Genomic DNA, 17,688 nt, shown 5'->3' on the forward strand with positions numbered 1-17,688 from the left:
GAGGGCATGACCATCGTGGAAACTGCACTACTAACAGGACTGGTTCTCGGTTCGATCTACATATTGGTGGGAGTCGGTTATAATATCGTGCTCATCACTTCGGGAGCCTTCAATTTTGCGCAGGCCGCGAAGGTCATGCTTGCTACATTTCTCGCGTACCAGTTCGGGGTGGTGGCGGAGCTTCCCACCCCGCTCGTCATGGTGTTCGGAGCCCTCATCGGTGCAGCGGTCGGGCTGGCTACCGAGCTCGTCGCCATCCGCCCCGTTGCGGGCAAAGGCCTTCACGGTGAACTGGTCACCACCGTGGGGGTCTCCACCATCATCACTGGCATCGTTGTCACGATTTGGGGCACCAACGTACGCCCGGTCAACGCGTTCGTCTCGGCTGAGGTCATCACCGTTCTGGGTGGCAGAATCACCGTCGATGCGTTGATCCTTGTGATCGTGGCCGTCGTCGTATGCGCGTCGGTCTGGGCATGGTCCCGCTTCACCCTGAGCGGGCTAGCTGCGCTTGCGATCTCCGAGGACCGCGTAGCCGCAACCCTTCGGGGAATCAACGTCAACCGCTTGTCGATCCTGGCGATGGCAGGCGCCGGTGCCATCGCCGGGGCGATAGGGCCCATCGTGGGAACCCAAACTCTCGCGGTATCGACCATCGGAGCCGTGGTAACACTGAAAGCCTTCCTTGTTCTCATTGTTGGCGGTATGGGCTCCTTCCCGGGACTCCTGGTGGGTGGCTTGGTGATCGGACCGATCGAATCTCTCACCGTCCGATACTTCGGGAGTGAATTCTCGACCCCGGTGCTGTTCGCGGTGTTGCTGATCGTCCTGCTGGTAAAACCCGAAGGACTCTTCGGACAAAAGATAGAGAGGACAGTATGAAGGTCCTGAATCGGGTTGGCCTGAATGGGCGGCGTCTCTGGATCGTCGCCCTGCTCGCAGCCGGAATCCTGATCCTGGCACCATGGCTCGGCGCCCGGCCCGGGGACCTGCGCCTGTGGATGCTGGTGGCAATCCTCGCGCTCTCTGTGAGCGGCCTCAATCTGGCCTGGGGCTACGGTGGAGAGCTGGCCATCGGGCAGCTGGCGGTGTATGCACTGGGAGCCTACGTCACAGGATTTATGGTGACGCAGGGATACGACCTTTCGATCGCCCTCCTGGTCTCTGCGCTGGCCGCCGCCGGACTAGGCCTGCTGACCTCGCTTCCCGCGTTGCGGGTCAGCGGCTGGGGTGTTGCAATGGCTTCGTTCTTCCTGATCATCATGATCCCCCAGATCGTCAAGCTGTTTCCGGAGCAGACCGGGGGGGCCGTAGGGCTGATCGGCATTCCGGGTCCGGTACTGTTCGGGATCGAGCTGAACGACAACCAGTTCTACGTTGTGGTGATGGTCTGCATGGTTCTTTGGCTCGCCCTGATGCGCAACCTGGTTACCTCTAGGCATGGGTCCGCGCTTCGCGTTATGCGGGAAAGCCCTGTACTGGCCTCAAGTCTCGGGCTGAACGTTCGCAGACTGAAAATTACCGCATATACGCTTGGCGCCATTCCGGCCGGGGTCGCGGGCAGCCTCTTCGTCTTCGTTGACAGGTTCATCGCTCCCGACTACTTCACCTTTGCGGCGGCTATTCTTATCATCGCCGCCGCTGTACTTGGCGGCGCCGAGACAGTGTATGGAGCAGTGGTCGGAGCTGCGATCATCACCGTGCTGCCCCAGCAGTTCGGGGCATTCGACCACTACGCGGAAATTGTGTTCGGTGGATTCCTCGTAATCGGTGGAGTGCTTCTGACGAACACGCGACTCAAGAACAGCGTTGACGCCCTGAAGCTTCGGATTCGCCACTGGGGTACCAAACCCGCTGGCGACCGGGACGTCGTTGAGCAGGCCGATGTCCCCGATCTCCCCAGGCGCTCGATCGTCGTCGACTCGATATCCAAGTCTTTCGGCGGAAACCGTGCCCTGAACGGAGTGTCACTCGAGGCGAAGCCGGGTGAAATCACGGCATTGATCGGAGCCAACGGGTCGGGCAAGACCACGCTGCTCAACATCGTTTCTGGCTTTTACCGCGCCGACGAAGGAGAGATCCGGCTCGACGGCGAACCTTTGCCGTTGGGGCGAGCGGCGAAGACCGCAAGAAAGGGGGTTGCCCGTACCTTCCAGACGCCCATCGTGCCTTCGTCCATGACGGTAGAGGAAGCAGTGGAAGTGGGGCGTTATGTCCACGACTATTCCGGCATTTTGCCCTCCATGCTGCGGTTGCCCGCCTATCGGGCCGTCGAGCGCCGCGGCATATCGGCGGCAATGACCTGGCTGGCAGCCACGGGGTTGCGCGGGCAGGCCCGTGCACTCGCAAGAAGCCTCTCGCTGGGTGACCGTCGCATGCTCGAGGTTGCACGTGCCCTCGCCACCGGTTCATCGGTACTCCTGTTGGATGAGGTCGCATCCGGCCTTGACCCGGCGGATCTGGAGCGGCTCAGGACGCTGCTGTTTGCAGTGCGCGATGCCGGCGGCACTGTGATTCTCGTCGAGCATAACTTCCGACTGGTCTGCGACATCGCCGACTCCATCTATGTTCTTGAACGCGGAGAACTGATTGCGCACGGAGATCCAGCAATGATCCAGCAGGACAAGGCGGTGGCCCGGAGTTACCTTGGGGAAGAGTTCTCCCACGCAGATCTGGCTACCACTGTCAGCGCATTCGAGGAGTCATCATGAACAACCCGTCCACCGTCCTCGAAGTATCCGGACTGGCCGCAGGGTACGGCGATATTGGAGTCATCTCGGATATTCATCTCGCCGCCCGGCAGGGCGCCGTGACTGCGGTATTCGGCGCCAACGGAGCAGGCAAAACCACGCTGCTGTCCACCATTGCGGGACTAGTTTCTGCGCGGGCCGGCTCAATTCAGCTCGACGGAAAGGACATCACGAAGGCACCCGCCCATGCCCGCTCGGCAGCGGGCCTGGCTCTGGTCCAGGAAGGCAAGCGGGTGCTGCACAAACGGACGGTCGATGAGAACCTTCAACTGGGCGGCTATCGGCTCCGCCGATCGGATCGCCGCAGTGCGATCAACGGCGCCTACGAGCGGTTCCCGATCCTGATGGACAAACGCGACGCCAAGGCCGGGTCGCTTTCGGGCGGACAGCAGCAAATGCTCGCCATCGCACAGGCGCTAATGTCTGGGCCCCGGGTCCTCCTCCTCGATGAACCCAGTGCGGGGCTTGCGCCGATCATCGTCGCAGAACTCTTGCGCAGCATCGAGAGACTCAAGGCAGAGGGCATGGCTATTGTGCTCGTCGAACAGCTGGTGGGCCAGGCGATGTCCGTGGCAGACCACGTGATCGCCCTCCAGCAAGGCGGTGTAGTCATCGATGCCCCGGCTTCTGAGGTCGACAACGCTCAGCTTCATGCTGCCTACCTTGGGAAGCAGGACTCTTCAACGATTCCCGCTGAACGGACCAGAAAAGACCTGAGCAAACGATGAGAATAGGAATTCTTGGAGCGGGCCGCATCGGCGGAACGATCGCCGCACGCCTGAGCGCGGCCGGCCACGCCGTGCAGTTGGCGAACTCGCGTGGTCCCGAGACGATCCGCGACCTCGCGGCGGCCGCCGGAGCGACCGCCGCGCATGTGCGCGCCGCCGTGACAGGGGCCGACGTCGTAATTACCTCGGTCCCCTTCCCCCAACTGCCATCCCTCCGCGAAGACCTTGCCTTTGCCCCCGGCGATGCCGTCATCATCGACACCTCGAACTATTTTCCGTTCAAGGACGGCGTCATTGCCGGGGTCGGGGCGGGTGAGGTCGAGAGCACCTGGGTGGCCGACCAACTGGGACGCCCCATTATCAAGGCGTGGAACAACATCCTCGCGGGAAGCTTTGCGACGAAGGCATCGGCGGTGGGTATGCCAGGGCGTATCGCGCTCGCGGTCGCCGGTGACGACGCGACGGGGAAGGCGATCGCCATGGATCTCGTGGAGGCCACCGGATTCGACGCCGTGGACTCCGGAGGGATTGCGGATTCATGGCGGCAGCAGCCCGGAACCCCGGCGTACTGCACAGAACTCGACGCCGCGGAACTACGACGTGCGTTGGCTTCCGCCGATCGATCAAGGCTGGCAGAGCGCCGTGACCTCATGGTCACGAGGATGCTGGGCCTTGGGGGAGAGGTCAGTAACGACGATCTTCTGCGCTTGAGCCGTGAGGTCTATCTGTGAGCGCCGCAACGACACCACTGGGCGGTGACGATGCCTCGGCCTGGGCAGCAGAACGGGAACAACTTCGCATCTTGATCGCCAAGCAGGAGCTTTATGAGAACATGGTCCGGTATTGCCGGGGCATGGACCGTAAGGAGCCCGATCTTATGAAGTCCACCTTCTGGCCCGAGTCCACCGAGGACCATGGCATGTACGTTGGCCTGTCCCACGACTTCTGCGAATGGGCGTGCTCGGTTCAGAAGGAGGCCTCCTATAAAGCCAGCCATTACGTCACCAACATGCTGATTGAGTTCAACGGCGATCAGGCTAAACGTGAAACCGCGTTCATCTACATGAAAGTTCTCACCGACGGTGGCCCAACAGACGTCCTCTGCGGGCGTTATCGGGATTTGTGTGAGCGACGTGATGGCGCGTGGAAGGTACTTGCGAGGACGTGCGTCTGGGATGCCGCCCAGCGGCTAGCTCCGGAAGCGGATTACGCCGAGTTGTTCGGGATCCCAGGGACGTCCAACTTCGGCGCCCTTTTCCCGCAGGACCCCACCTATTCTGATGACTGGCGGGCGGAGCCGGAAGACTCCACTCGAGTGAAAGGATCCCAATGGACAAGCGCGTGATTGTTGTCGGAGGCGCGAACGGCGTGGGTGCCGCCTGCGTGCGCTCGCTTACGGGCGCGGGAGCGTCTGTTTTCTCGCTCGACATGGCCGAAGAACCCGGCAGGAGGGTCGCCGAGCAGGCGGGCGCGGGCTTCCTCCCGTGCGACGTGACCAGCCGGGAGCAGGTCTTCTCGGCGGTGGACTCGGCAGCCAGTGAGATGGGCGGACTCGACGCGCTGGTCCACGTGGCAGGGATCCTCGTACAAGGTCCCGCTGAGGAACTCACTGACGAAGTATGGTCACGGGCGATGGACATCAACGCAAGGGGGCCCATGCTGACAAACCAGGCCGCCTTCCCGCACCTCAAAAAGGGCGACCGGAGCTGCATCCTGAACTTCGCATCCTCAGCGGCGCTCACCGCCTATCCGGGCGGTGCCGCCTACTCTGCGTCCAAGGGAGCTGTCACCGCATGGACGCGGACCATCGCTGTGGAGTGGGCACGTTTCGGCATCCGTGCCAACGTGATCCATCCCTCTGCCGCGACGTCTATGGTCGAGCAACACCGAAACAAGATGTCCGATGAGGAGAAGGCAGCGTACGCCGAGCTCATGCGGCAGAAGGTTCCGCTGGGCGGCGAGTTCGGCGATCCCGACCGTGACATCGCCCCGGTGATCACCTTCCTGGTGAGCGACGGTGCCCGGTTCATGACCGGGCAGAACATCCCCATTAACGGGGGCTACTACATCTAAGCAGAACTCGGGGCGCGGGCTAATTCGCCCGCCCCACGCGTTTCGATTTGCAGTTCATTGGCGGAGCGGCTCTTCGCATTTAAGAATGTTGGGCCGTTGATCCCGGTGGCCGCGGGCCAGGGCGAGGAAGATTTCGCATTCTGTCAGCGACTCTTCAACCCGTTTTTCGGCCCTGCGCCGAGAACGGCGGTGCATAGCGAGCAGCCGACCCGGCGGGCAGGGGGCAGACCATTTTTTACAAGCTGCTGGCCGGCGCAGCGGAGACGACTACCTGCCGCCCGCTCATCGCGGCTCGTTCCCCCACTTTTCGATGGTCAGACCCGGGGGAACGTTGCTGTTCAGGCGGGCTTCATAGCGGCCCGGGACGAGCCGCGTCACCGAGATGCCAACCTGTTCGGTAATCGCCGCGGGCTGCAGGAGGTCCACCGCTTCATCCAGGGCGGCGTCCAGTTCCGTCCGGGTTTGAACGGCTACGACGAGACAGCGGGGTGCTGCGTGCATGGTGATGAATCCTTTACTCTCAGGCGGTGATCAGTATTGAGGACGCCAGATGTTCTGGCGTCGAGGGGAGGCGTCGCAGCCCGCCGGCGTGGTCAACAGGAGCCTTGATTGCCGCAGAATGACGGTGGTTTGCTTCCGACAGCCCAATGATGGTGGCTTCAATGTCTTCCAGAGATTGCCGGATCCACGCGAGGGCGGCCAAGTCGTCGGAGCTTTGAACAGGGTCACTCGATGACGCATTCAGGAGCGCAGCCCGGCGGCTGATCGTGGCGGAAAGCTCAAGGATCAACGGCGGGATCATTGCGGGGGATTCGTCCCGCGACACGTGCGCGGACGCTTCCGTTCCAGCGAAACGGTGTGTGCCGGTGACCGTGAGGGCAAGGTCGGAGGAGATGGTGGTCATAGATGTGTCCTTCAGATGTTCAAATTCTTTGTTCTTTGGGATGCTCCAGGTACGCCGGAGGGGAGTCCGGGGTGGCCCTTCAAACCGGGCGCCCCTCCCGATAATTGCTGTCAGCTGCGAACGGCGTCTTCGGAGGCAACCTTCTCCACGCCCTCGGTGGCCCGGTCTTCGGTCTCAACAACACCGATCGCCAATGACCTCTGCCGGGCCCACAGACCAGGAAGGCTTAACTGCGAAGGGCCAGAAGCGGCGCAACGAAAGCGGCCCGGACGGGATCTCCCGCCCGGGCGACTATGCGTTGCTGCTCAGGCCACGTTCGAAAGGCTTCTCCGCGCCACCAATGTGAGGTGTTCTGTTTCATCGCCGAGCAGGAGCCGGTCGACTTTCGCCCGTCGCCAGTACAAGTGCGCGTCGTGCTCCCACGTAAAACCGATGCCGCCTAGCACGTGGACAAGCGTTTCGCAAGCGGTCTCGAAGGTGGCGGCACAGTAAGCCTTTGCCGCGGAGGCGGCGATAGGAAACTTACCGGGGTCGTGGTCGGCAGCCCAGGCGGCCCACCAAACCAATGAGCGTAGCTGGTTGATTGCTACCCAGTCGTCCACAATCCGGTGTTTGACCGATTGGTACGAGCCGATCGGACGTCCGAAGGTCTCCCGGCTCTTGGCGTGCTCAATGGCGAGCTCGACGACCCGCTCGGCGGCGCCCAGCCCTTCTGCCGCGAGGATCGTGCACGCGACAAGCTTCGCCTTCTCCCATTGAGCGGCAGATCCGACCCGGGCGGTTTCAGCCAAGTGCATGCCCACCGTGCCGACGCCCCGCGTAGCGTCGATGGGTTCGCCGACGCTGACAGTGCCGGGTCCGAGGATAAGGTCGTCGCCGTCCAGAGCGAGGAAGTGACTGGCGGACGTGACGTCCATTGACGGTGCGGAGGCCTCGGGTGAACCGTCCACGACGGCGACGGCGATGCGGCCTGTGGCGACGTCTTCGAGGAGATCGTTGCGGCCTTCAAGCAGCACAGCGACGCGGGCTGCCGTCGCGAGGGATGGTCCGGCCAGCTGGCGGCCCGCCTGCTCGGCGACCAGCGCCATGTTCAGCAGCTCCGAGCCGACTCCGCCCGCCTCCTCGGGAATCGTCAGTGAAGAGAATCCTAGCTCTGTGAGCAGCTCCCTTCCCGGGGAAGGTTCGCCCGGCTCGTCCAGCAGGGCCCTCGCGGCAGCAGTTCCAGCGTGCTCAGAGAAGAATTTGCGGGCGTGCTGGGCGAAGTTGCGCTGCTCGTCATCGATGTCGAAATTCACGGTGCTACCTGTCGTTCGTCTTGGCCGTCGCGGGTTCCTGCGAACGGGGCTTGTCAGGGGGAAGGCCCAGGACGCGTTCGCCGAGCACATTCCGAAGGACCTCGTCGGTGCCGCCGGCGATTGCGATGCCGGGAACTGATGCCTGGGACGTTGCCCAGCGCCAGTCGCCGTCGCGTGATCGGCTGAAGACCGCGTCTTCGCCGAGCAAGCGGAGCCCAAGGTCAGCTGTGGCGTGAGCGACCCGCACGGCAGTCAGCTTGCCGGCACTGGCCTCAGGTCCAGGGCTCGCCCCCTTTTCGATGCCGGTCTGGAGCCGGTAGCCGGTGTAGCGGGCAGCGAGCGATTCGACGAGAACGCGTCCCAGAGCCTCATAGGCGAGGGGGCGGCGTTCGGCGGGAAGCTGAGGAAGCCGGACCGCAGCATGCGCAATGAGTGCGTCGCTGCGGATTCCGATCTCACCACCGCCGCCACCCACGGCCATCCGCTCGTTCATCAAGGTCGTCAACGCCACACGCCAGCCATCGTCGATGTCGCCAAGACGTTCGGCATCATCGATCATGACGTCGTCAAGGAAGATTTCGTTGAAGCTTTCGTGGCCGTTCATCTGGCGGAGCGGCCGGACCGTCACCCCTGGTGCCGCCATGTCGATAACGAACATGGTTAGCCCGCGATGCTTGCGAGCTTCCGGGTTGGTACGCGCCAGCAGAATTCCGTACCGCGAGTGCTGGGCGAGTGTGGTCCAGACCTTCTGGCCCTGAATGCGCCAGCGGTCTCCCTCGCGGACGGCCTTGGTGCGCAACGCGGCCAAGTCGCTGCCGCTTCCCGGCTCACTGAACAGCTGGCACCAGATGTCGTCGGCGCGGAGGAGCCGGCGGATATAGCGTTGTTTCTGGTCTTCGCTGCCGTGAGCCAGGATTGTAGGTCCGCACATGCCGAGACCGACGTGGCCCACTGGGCCGGCGACCCTGGCGCGGTGCAGCTCTTCGTTGACGACAGCTTGTTGGGCATTGGTCCCGTCTCCGCCGCCGTACTCTCGCGGCCACGTCAGACCGATTAACCCGGCGTCGAACAACACGGCCTGCGTCTTCCGCAGCGAGTTGATCCGGTCGATTCCGGGCTCCTCAAGGTAGGCGCCGTCGCCGTGATCGAGCTCTGTTTCGTGTTCGGCAAGGAACGTTCGTACCTCTGTACGGAAACGTTCTTGTTCAGGGGTGTCCTCAAAATCCATGGTTCAACTCTCTTGCTGATCAGCTCTGACCGGACGGACATGTGGTTCCACACGAAGTCCGTCACTCGACACGGAGCGCTTGGCAGCCGGTCGAAGGCCGCGCAGATGTCGACTTCCTCGGGAAGCGACTTTCGGGCCCTCAGCCAGTATTACCTGACATTGTCGGTGAAGGGAAGAGAAACATTGTTGGTTGACCAAAAAAACTTTGTGGGGCATGCTGGGTGCATGTTTAGTATGACGATGAGGTCCCTACAGCTGGAGTCAGCCCAGTGAGCCGCCGCTACGATCACTGGATCGGAGGCCGAGAGCTACCGCCCGGATCGGGCGAATATGCAACGTCGACATCCCCTTGGGACGGCTCGGCCGTCGCGGAGATCGCCTTGGGCGACGCTTCCGACGTCGACGCCGCCGTCACCTCGGCGAAGATCGGCTTCTCAACCTGGCGTGCGCTCAAGCCCGGCGTTCGCGGAAAGCTGCTGTCGCAGATCGCGGATGCGCTCCGTGCCAACCGCGAGCTCCTCGCGCAGCTGGAGGGTGCCGAGGCTGGTAAGCCCGCTCCGCAGTCGCTTCGTGAGATCGAAGCCGCCGCGATGTACTTCGACTTCTACGCAGGGCTGGCGAATATACCGTCCGGAGAGGTCATCGATCTCGGCGAGGGAATGCACGGCTACACGCGGAATGAGCCATTCGGCGTCATCGGTGTAGTAACACCGTGGAATGCTCCGCTCAATCAGGCGGCCCGAGCAGTCGCCCCAGCGATACTCGCCGGCAACACCGTGGTGGTCAAGCCGTCCGAATTCACTTCGGCGACGACGCTCGAATTGGCGCGGATTGCCACGGAAGTGGGTCTGCCCGATGGTGTCCTGAATGTGGTCACCGGAACGGGAGTGGGTGCAGGCCAGCCCCTCATCGAGCATAGGGACATCCGCAAGGTGGCATTCACCGGTTCGCTCCGTGCTGGCAGGGAGATCGGCCGGGTTGCAGCGGACAGAGTGCTCCCGCTTACCCTGGAACTTGGCGGGAAGTCCGCGAACATCGTGTTCGCCGACGCCAACCTGCGTGACGCTGCGGCCGGTGCAGTCCGGGCCTTTACCGCCAATGCCGGCCAGATCTGCAGCGCGGGAACCCGGCTGTTGGTCGCCAACGAGGTCCACGACGAGTTCGTGCGACTCCTGCTTGAGCAGGTCGGCAGTGTTGAGCCTGGTGTGTCTTACGGCCAGATGACCACCGGCGACCAATACGCGAAGGTCCAATCCTATTTTGACGTCGCCCGTGAGGATGGAGCGACCCTTGCCGCGGGGGGTGCCGTAACCGGTAGCGGATGGCTTGTCGAGCCGACGGTGTATACCGACGTCACGAATGACATGAGGATCGCCCGCGAGGAAGTGTTCGGCCCGGTGCTGGCCGTGCTCAGGTTCAGCTCCGAGGAGGAGGCGATCGCGATCGCGAACGACTCGGAATTCGGCCTCGCCGCCGGCGTGTGGACCGGGGACGTCTCGCGTGCCCACCGCGTTGCGGCACAGCTGGAAGCAGGCCAGGTGTATGTCAACGACTGGCTGACCGGACTAGTTGAAGGACCCTTTGGAGGGGTAAAGAACAGTGGCTACGGCAGAGAGAAGGGCATGGAAGCGCTTCATCATTACACGCAAACCAAATTCGTGGCGGTAAAGCTGTGAGCGGGGCATTCCCCGGCCTCGAGGACCGGTACCTTGAGCTGCAGGCCAGGGCGCGGGACCTGGCAGACAAGTGCGCGCCGTTGGCTGAGCGCGCCGATGAGAGCGACTCCATCGATCCTGAAGTGCTTGACCTCCTCAGGATGAGCGGGCTCGCGGCCGTGCAGGTCCCAGCAGCTTACGGCGGACATTTCGACACTCCCGACTCGCTAGCCGTGACCGTCGTGCGTGAACAGCTCGCCGCCGGATCCAGCCATTTGGATTCGCTGTTTGCGATGCAGGGCATCGGCAGCTATGCGATCTCGGTCGGAGGTTCGGATGAGATCAAGAGCGCGTGGCTCCCGCGGGTCGCCTCGATGGATGCCATTGCCGCTCTGGCGCTGACCGAACCCGACGTCGGGTCCGATCTCAAGGCGCTCAGCACGACGATCGTTGCGGACGATGACGAGCTGATCGTGACTGGCCGGAAGAGTTTCATCACCAACGCCGGCGATGCCAGCTACTACTGCGTCCTGGGCAAGGAGGAGATCGACGGCGTCCTCGGATTCTCGTTGGTCCTGGTCCCGGCCGATACGGCCGGGGTAACCACCAGCCGTCCGCACCAGATCATCGCCCCGCACGTGCTCGGTGACATTGACTTCGACTCCGTCCGCGTGCCGGCCTCCCATAGGCTGGGCCTCCCCGGCAAGGGGTTCGGACTTGTGCTGGCGACCTTGGCGACCTTCCGGGTCTCGGTGGCAGGCGCCGCGATCGGCACTGCCCAGGCTGCTCTCGATGACGCGCTGGAGCACACCACCACCCGTGAGCAGTTTGGCGGGCCGCTGGCGCGGTTGGGGCCGGTGCCCCAGATGCTGGCAATGTCCTGGACCGAGATAGAGATGGCCCGCGCGTTCACCTATCAGGTCGCGCGTGCTGCGGCTGTCGACGCAACCGGCAGCCTCTACCTCTCGTCCATGGCCAAGATCGGCGCAACCGAGGTCGCGGGCCGAGTGGTCGACCGCAGCGTGCAGGTCATGGGCCGGTTCGGCCTCGTCCGTGGCGCCAGGATCGAGCGACTTTACCGGGCCGCACGCCCGATGCGGGTCTACGAGGGAGCGACCGAGGTTCTGCTGGACGCACTCTCCAAGCAACTGATCAGGAACCACGGCGCATGATCATCGATGCGCACTGCCACGTCTGGCCAGATGAGATCGCCCGCAAGGTGCTGGAGGACCGCCCAGTAGGCCTGGACCCCATGCACGACGGTACGCTCGAGGGGCTTCGTCGCACCATGGACGGGGCAGGAATAGACATGGCGCTGACGTTGGCGGTCGCGAACGTGGCGCGCACTGTATGGCGGACGAACGAGTTCATCGGCAAGGTGGACCGCACGAGATTCATCCCGTTCGGCACCGTCCACCCCGATCTCACGGTAGAGGAGAACCTCACGGCCCTGCGCGAGAACGGCGTGGTGGGGGTCAAGCTTCACCCGCTGTTCCAGACCGTCGACTTCGCCGGCCCGAAGACGCGGGAGATCCTGACTGCTCTGGCCGAGAACGACATCCCGGTGATCTCGCACGTCGGGTCAGGCGGCGACGATGAGCAGAATCGCCGCGGCGCGCCGGAACACCTCCAAACGCTTATTGCTGGCATCCCTGGACTTCGCTTCATCGCTGCGCACTTTGGTGGCTACCAGGTCCTGGACGAGGCCGAGAAGTGGTCGGTCGGCGCTGATATTCATTTGGAGACGTCATGGCCGCCGTCCATGGGAGACCTTCCGCGTCAGCGGATCCTGAGCATTATCCGCCGCCACGGCGCCGACCGGATCGTGTACGGCTCCGATTGGCCGATGACTGATCCCGCGACGGAGATCGCGGCGATCCGTGAGCTTGGTCTGACGGCGGAGGAGGAACAAGGTGTCCTGGGCGGCAATCTGGCGCGTCTGCTCAAGATCCAGCCGGCCGTAGGAGTTTCACGGTGAAGATCGACGGCGCGTCAATCCTGGTGACCGGTGGAGCGTCCGGCCTGGGTCTCGCCACGGTGAAGAGGCTCACTTCGCTCGGCGCATATGTCACCGTGCTGGATCTACCTGCCTCCAGGGGCGCTGAGGTTGCAGCTGAGGTGTCGGGGCAGTTCGTTCCTGCGGACGTGACCAACGATGGCCAGGTTAGGGCGGCTATGGCGGCGGCGGACAGCCGTGGCCCATTGCGCGCTGTGGTGCACTGTGCCGGCGGTCCAGGTAAAGCGGCAATCCTGGATGAGGGCGGCAAGGCTCTGCCTCTGGACGTCTTCAGGGCGACAGCAGAGCTGAATCTGCTCGGCACCTTCAATGTCCTTCGGCTGGCCGCTGAGACTATGGCGGCGGCCGAGCCCATCGACGGCGAGCGGGGAGTGTGTGTCCTCACTACGTCGATTGCCGCCTTCGAAGGTCAGATCGGCCAGGTTCCGTATGCAGCCTCCAAAGCCGGAATCGTTGGACTGACGTTGGCGTCAGCGCGCGAGCTCGCCAGCCGTCAGATCCGGGTCTGCACTATTGCGCCCGGCCTGTTCGATACATGGCTTCCATCCTCCACATTCGACCGGTTCTCGGACTCCATTCCACACCCGAACCGTTTGGGGCGGCCCGACGAGTACGGTCTCCTCGCCGCCCAAATCATTGAAAACCCCATGCTCAACGGCGAGACGATTCGCCTTGACGCCGCCACACGACTGCCCGGGAGCTGAAAATGACTACCAACACGCATGACCAGCCGCTCATTGTGACCGATCACGAGGGTGTCCGGACTATGACACTCAACCGTCCGGAGGCCCGCAATGCGATAAACCTTGAGCTGGCCGCCGCGATCGACGAGGCAATAACCGAGCTCGACGAGCGGTCGGACCTTACAGTCGCGATCCTTGCAGCCAACGGACCCACGTTCTGTGCCGGCATGGACCTCAAGGCATTTCTACGGGGGGAGCGCCCCATCACACCCGATCGGGGGTTCGCCGGGATTGCCCAGAAGCCTCCGCGCAAACCAATCATCGCCGCAGTCGGCGGGCCAGCGGTCGCGGGCGGCTTCGAGATCGTTCTCGCATGCGACATGATCGTTGCCACCGAGAACGCGTACTTCGCGCTTCCCGAGGTGAAGCGTGGTCTTGTCGCCGCCGGCGGGGGCCTGCTCCGACTGCCCAATCGCCTTCCGTACCACTTGGCCATGGAGTTGGCGCTGACGGGCAAGACGCTGTCAGCGGCCGACGCGGCGCGCCTCGGACTCGTCAACAGGCTTGTCCAAAACGGTGATGCCCTGGCCACAGCGACTGAGCTTGCCAGGGAAATCGCCGACAACGGACCGCTTGCAGTCGCGACCACCAAGCAGATCCTGCAGGACAGTCCCTCTTGGGCCGCCGATGAGGCCTTTCAGAAGCAATCGAAGCTGTGTGAACCTGTGCGGTCCTCGGCCGACGCCAAGGAGGGTGCCAGGGCCTTCACCGAGAAACGGCGCCCCGTATGGATAGGCGCATAACCGCTGGACCGGAAACCGCACTCTAGAAGTTCCCAAACGCGCGACGCGCACGATCTGAGAACCCGGCGCCGACGGCGCCCTGACTGACTAGGAAGAATGTATGGACCTGAACCTAAAGGGCCGCGGGGTCATAGTGACCGGCGCGAGCAAGGGACTGGGCAGGGCAGCCGCCCGAGCACTGGCTGCGGAGGGAGCAAACGTTCTCGCCGTGGCACGGAGTGAAGCCAGCCTCAAGGAGTTGTCCATGGAGGACTTCGCTGGCACGATCTATCCCCAAGTGTGCGACATGCGGGACCGCGCTCAGGTTGCCGCCCTGGCCGACCAGGCGGTGGACCTCCTGGGTCGCCTGGATGTGGTGGTGAACAACGCGGGCATCGCGCCGGCGGCGAACTTCCTCGAGATGGACATGGCGTTGTTCGACGAAGTTATGGAAGTAAACGTTGCTTCGCTCGCAGTCCTCTCACAGGCCGCTGCCCGGAGGTTCGTGGAACAAGGTAACGGTGGGCGCATCATCAACATCGTCTCCACCTCGGGCATACTCGGAAAAGCGACCCTCGCCGCCTACTCGGCGTCCAAAGGCGCTGCCATCCAGATGACGAAGGCGCTCGCGGCCGAGTGGGCGCGGCACGATATCCAGGTAAATGCCATCGCACCAGGCGCTTTCGCCACCGAAGCCCAGGCCTATGTCACGGGCAACCCTGAGGTCCTTGAAAAGCGGGTCAGGAAGATCCCTGCCCGTCGAATGGCTGATCCCGATGAAATCGGTCCACTCATTTGTTATCTGTCGTCGCCAAGTTCGAAGTTCGTTTCCGGGGCGGTTTACGTTATCGACGGCGGCGAGACTGCGAAGCAGTAACGGACGATCGGCGCGCCGATCGGAAGAGAGACCTGGTCATCGCGGCCCGGTCAGCAACAGTCCTATAGAGGGCCTGGCCGGACTGCACTTTAAGGGCTAGTTCAACCCGACGCGCTGTGGACTCCTGAATGGCCAGAACTTGCGGCTTGGACACCAATATCAAGCGGATCCGCGACGTTGACCGGGTTGGCGGCACACAGCGTGGACAACTGCCGTCATTCCTCATCCGCCCACTCAGCGAGCACAACGGGCATGAGCAGCGTTTCCGTGTAGCTGGCAGTCTTTGCTGCCTCTCAAATTCCGGCGGTGAGGTGTTGGATGATCACCCGGATCATCAACAATCGCAACGTTTAGGGCACCTCACCGCCGGTGCCAATCTTTCCGGTGCTGAGCCCAGCCAGTTTCGTTTGATTTCGAGAGCATACGAGGCCTGCGATAGAAGCTTGGCCGGAAAGACACAATGACCGAAACCGCTTCACAAGGAGCCGCCGTATGAGCGCCGCAGAATTCACCAAGCTCGCCAAACTCTTTCCGGACGAAACTGTGACGCATTCGTACGTCCAGGACATCGAGCTGCCCGCGGTACCGGGCCAGCCACGCCCTGGAGTCTTTGCGCTGATCACCCTCGACAACGGCCTGGACCACTCCAAGCCCACCACCCTGGGCCCGAACACCCTGGTTGAGCTGGGCACCGTCCTGGAGGGGCTAAAGGAGCGTGCCGCCCGCGGTGAGATCGTCGGCGTCGGCGTCACCGGCAAGCCCTACTTCCTCGTCGCCGGCGCGGACCTGTCCGCCGTCAAGTCCTTGGCGAACCGCGAACACGGCCTGTGGATGGCCCAGCTCGGCCACGATGTTTACGCCACGCTCGCCAACCTCGGCGTCCCCAGCTTCGCCTTCATCAACGGCGTGGCCCTGGGCGGCGGCCTGGAGATCGCCCTGCAGTCCACCTACCGCACCGTATCCACGGGGGCCGGCGCCCTGGCGCTGCCTGAAGCCTTCCTCGGCCTGGTCCCGGGCTGGGGCGGCGTCTACATCCTGCCCCGCCTGATCGGGCCGGAGAACGCGGTCAAGGTCATGATCGAAAACCCGCTCAGCAACAACCGCACCCTCAGCGGACCGCAGGCCTTCGAACTCGGCATCGCCGACGCCCTGTTCGAACCGGCCGACTTCCTGGAGCAGTCCCTCCTCTGGGCAGCAAAGGTCATCACCGGTGAGGTGTCTCCCGGGCGGGCCAACGCCGTCGATCCCGCCGACCCCGCAGTTGCCGCCCGCTGGTCAGCCGCGGCGGCAGGCGGCCGCGCGCTGGTGGAGGCCAAGACGTCCAACGCATCCCCGGCACCGGCCAAGGTCCTGGACATACTCGAGGCCAACCGCACCATGAGCCAGGCTGATTCCGCCGCACTCGAGTGCGAGACCCTGGCCGGGCTGATGCAGAGCGATGAATTCCGCTCCACGGTCTACGCCTTCCTGGACCTGGTCCAGAAGCGGTCCAAGCGGCCGGCGGGCGCACCCGACCGGAAGCTCGCCCGGCCGGTCACCAAGGTCGGCGTGGTGGGCGCGGGACTGATGGCAGGCCAGCTCGCCCTGCTGTTCGCGCGCCAGCTCAAGGTCCCCGTGGTGCTGACGGACATCGACCAGGCCCGCGTGGACAAGGGCGTGGGTTACGTCCACGCTGAGGTGGACAAGCTCCTGGGCAAGAAGCGGATCAGCCAGGACGCGGCCAACCGCACCAAGGCCCTGGTCTCCGGCTCGGTCTCCAAGGAAGCCTTCGCCGACGCCGACTTCGTCATTGAGGCCGTCTTCGAAGAGCTGAACGTCAAGAAACAGGTCTTCGCCGAAGTGGAGGCCATCGTCCCGCCGGAGTGCGTCCTCGCCACCAACACCTCATCGCTGTCCGTCACCGCCATGGCCGAGGACCTTCAGCACCCCGAACGGCTGGTGGGCTTCCACTTCTTCAACCCGGTGGCGGTGATGCCGCTGCTCGAAATCGTGCGTGCACCCAGGACCGACGACGCCGTGCTGGCCACGGCGTTTGAGCTGGCCCGGGGCCTGAAGAAGACGGCCGTCCTGGTCAAGGATGCGCCCGCGTTTGTGGTCAACAGGGTCCTGCTGCGGCTCATGGGCGAGGTGACGGCCGCGTTTGATGAAGGCACCCCCGCCGACGTTGCGGACAATGCCCTCCGCCCCCTGGGCCTGCCGATGACCCCCTTCACGCTGGGCGCCATGGTGGGCCTGCCGGTGGCGCAGCACGTCCAGGAGTCCCTGCACGCAGCGTTCGGCGGCCGCTTTGCGGTGTCCGCCAACCTGCAGAAGCTGATCGACAACGGTGTGAAGTCACTCTGGGCTCCGGCTGCTGACGGCAGCCAGGAAATCCCCGCATCCACGCTCTCGCTGATGTCCTTCGGCACGTCCCCGTCCACCGGAGCTGAAGTCCTGCACCGGGTACAGGATGCGCTGGCCGAGGAAATCGGCCTGATGCTGGCCGAGGGTGTGGTGGCCGGCCCCGAGGACATCGACCTCTGCATGATCCTCGGCGCAGGCTGGCCCATGTTCCTGGGCGGCATCACGCCATACCTCGACCGGGTCGGCGCCTCGGAGCGGGTAAACGGCAAGCAATTCCACACAACGGTGTTGCTCCCCGTGCCGTAGCAAGCCGCCAGCCAGTTGTTGGACCAAGGATGCACTTTTCGAAGGAG

The 17,688-nt window shown here is 63.6% G+C and carries 18 protein-coding genes; 14 read left to right on the forward strand and 4 right to left on the reverse strand.

Features of this window, described 5'->3' with window-relative positions; translation table 11 throughout:
* Positions 1-6 precede the first annotated feature (6 nt).
* Genes IAQ70_RS14370 through IAQ70_RS14395 form a run of 6 tightly spaced genes read left to right on the forward strand, consistent with a single transcriptional unit; the run spans position 7 to position 5,551 of the window.
* Positions 7-882, forward strand: a complete 876-nt coding sequence (locus IAQ70_RS14370) for a branched-chain amino acid ABC transporter permease (protein WP_190989986.1) — start codon at positions 7-9, stop codon at positions 880-882.
* Positions 879-2,711, forward strand: a complete 1,833-nt coding sequence (locus IAQ70_RS14375) for a branched-chain amino acid ABC transporter ATP-binding protein/permease (RefSeq protein WP_190989987.1) — start codon at positions 879-881, stop codon at positions 2,709-2,711. The genes IAQ70_RS14370 and IAQ70_RS14375 overlap by 4 nt, the downstream gene beginning before the upstream one ends.
* The gene (locus IAQ70_RS14380) at positions 2,708-3,478 is read left to right on the forward strand and encodes an ABC transporter ATP-binding protein (protein WP_190989988.1); all 771 of its coding nucleotides are present in this window, start codon (positions 2,708-2,710) and stop codon (positions 3,476-3,478) included. The genes IAQ70_RS14375 and IAQ70_RS14380 overlap by 4 nt, the downstream gene beginning before the upstream one ends.
* On the forward strand, positions 3,475-4,209 hold the full coding sequence (locus tag IAQ70_RS14385; protein WP_190989989.1) for an NADPH-dependent F420 reductase: 735 nt from the start codon (positions 3,475-3,477) through the stop codon (positions 4,207-4,209). Before IAQ70_RS14380 ends, IAQ70_RS14385 begins: the two co-directional genes overlap by 4 nt.
* On the forward strand, positions 4,206-4,823 hold the full coding sequence (locus IAQ70_RS14390) for a nuclear transport factor 2 family protein (RefSeq protein WP_190989990.1): 618 nt from the start codon (positions 4,206-4,208) through the stop codon (positions 4,821-4,823). The genes IAQ70_RS14385 and IAQ70_RS14390 overlap by 4 nt, the downstream gene beginning before the upstream one ends.
* The gene (locus IAQ70_RS14395; RefSeq protein WP_190989991.1) at positions 4,808-5,551 is read left to right on the forward strand and encodes an SDR family NAD(P)-dependent oxidoreductase; all 744 of its coding nucleotides are present in this window, start codon (positions 4,808-4,810) and stop codon (positions 5,549-5,551) included. The genes IAQ70_RS14390 and IAQ70_RS14395 overlap by 16 nt, the downstream gene beginning before the upstream one ends.
* A 282-nt stretch (positions 5,552-5,833) precedes the next feature.
* Here IAQ70_RS14395 and IAQ70_RS14400 read toward each other — a convergent pair whose 3' ends face one another.
* The 4 genes from IAQ70_RS14400 to IAQ70_RS14415 all read right to left on the reverse strand — a co-directional run bounded on the left by IAQ70_RS14400 (position 5,834) and on the right by IAQ70_RS14415 (position 8,978).
* On the reverse strand, positions 5,834-6,052 hold the full coding sequence (locus IAQ70_RS14400; RefSeq protein ID WP_190989992.1) for a hypothetical protein: 219 nt from the start codon (positions 6,050-6,052) through the stop codon (positions 5,834-5,836).
* A 19-nt stretch (positions 6,053-6,071) separates the two neighbouring features.
* Positions 6,072-6,455: a hypothetical protein gene (locus tag IAQ70_RS14405; RefSeq protein ID WP_190989993.1), complete on the reverse strand. Its 384-nt coding sequence runs from the start codon at positions 6,453-6,455 to the stop codon at positions 6,072-6,074.
* 305 nt (positions 6,456-6,760) lie between these two features.
* Positions 6,761-7,750, reverse strand: coding sequence for an acyl-CoA dehydrogenase family protein (locus IAQ70_RS14410; protein WP_190989994.1), 990 nt, complete (start codon positions 7,748-7,750; stop codon positions 6,761-6,763).
* A gap of 4 nt (positions 7,751-7,754) precedes the next feature.
* Positions 7,755-8,978, reverse strand: coding sequence for an acyl-CoA dehydrogenase family protein (locus IAQ70_RS14415; protein WP_190989995.1), 1,224 nt, complete (start codon positions 8,976-8,978; stop codon positions 7,755-7,757).
* 380 nt (positions 8,979-9,358) lie between these two features.
* Here IAQ70_RS14415 and IAQ70_RS14420 point away from each other — a divergent pair, with 380 nt between their 5' ends.
* The 8 genes from IAQ70_RS14420 to IAQ70_RS14455 all read left to right on the forward strand — a co-directional run bounded on the left by IAQ70_RS14420 (position 9,359) and on the right by IAQ70_RS14455 (position 17,641).
* Positions 9,359-10,654, forward strand: a complete 1,296-nt coding sequence (locus IAQ70_RS14420; protein WP_223860075.1) for an aldehyde dehydrogenase family protein — start codon at positions 9,359-9,361, stop codon at positions 10,652-10,654.
* Complete coding sequence (locus IAQ70_RS14425; RefSeq protein WP_190989997.1) at positions 10,651-11,805, forward strand: acyl-CoA dehydrogenase family protein; 1,155 nt, start codon at positions 10,651-10,653, stop codon at positions 11,803-11,805. Before IAQ70_RS14420 ends, IAQ70_RS14425 begins: the two co-directional genes overlap by 4 nt.
* A complete protein-coding gene (locus tag IAQ70_RS14430) occupies positions 11,802-12,611 on the forward strand; it encodes an amidohydrolase family protein (RefSeq protein ID WP_190989998.1) in 810 nt (269 codons plus the stop codon). Before IAQ70_RS14425 ends, IAQ70_RS14430 begins: the two co-directional genes overlap by 4 nt.
* The gene (locus tag IAQ70_RS14435) at positions 12,608-13,354 is read left to right on the forward strand and encodes an SDR family NAD(P)-dependent oxidoreductase (RefSeq protein ID WP_190989999.1); all 747 of its coding nucleotides are present in this window, start codon (positions 12,608-12,610) and stop codon (positions 13,352-13,354) included. The genes IAQ70_RS14430 and IAQ70_RS14435 overlap by 4 nt, the downstream gene beginning before the upstream one ends.
* Before the next feature lie 2 nt (positions 13,355-13,356).
* Positions 13,357-14,136, forward strand: coding sequence for a crotonase/enoyl-CoA hydratase family protein (locus IAQ70_RS14440; protein WP_190990000.1), 780 nt, complete (start codon positions 13,357-13,359; stop codon positions 14,134-14,136).
* Between the two features lie 100 nt (positions 14,137-14,236).
* On the forward strand, positions 14,237-14,992 hold the full coding sequence (locus tag IAQ70_RS14445; RefSeq protein WP_190990001.1) for an SDR family NAD(P)-dependent oxidoreductase: 756 nt from the start codon (positions 14,237-14,239) through the stop codon (positions 14,990-14,992).
* A gap of 146 nt (positions 14,993-15,138) precedes the next feature.
* Positions 15,139-15,456, forward strand: a complete 318-nt coding sequence (locus tag IAQ70_RS14450; protein WP_190990002.1) for a hypothetical protein — start codon at positions 15,139-15,141, stop codon at positions 15,454-15,456.
* A 28-nt stretch (positions 15,457-15,484) separates the two neighbouring features.
* Positions 15,485-17,641 (forward strand): 3-hydroxyacyl-CoA dehydrogenase NAD-binding domain-containing protein, encoded by a 2,157-nt coding sequence (locus tag IAQ70_RS14455; protein ID WP_190990003.1) that lies wholly within the window; start codon positions 15,485-15,487, stop codon positions 17,639-17,641.
* The last annotated feature ends 47 nt before the right edge of the window (positions 17,642-17,688 follow it).

The organism is Pseudarthrobacter sulfonivorans (genome assembly GCF_014712225.1).
Taxonomy (GTDB): domain Bacteria; phylum Actinomycetota; class Actinomycetes; order Actinomycetales; family Micrococcaceae; genus Arthrobacter; species Arthrobacter sulfonivorans.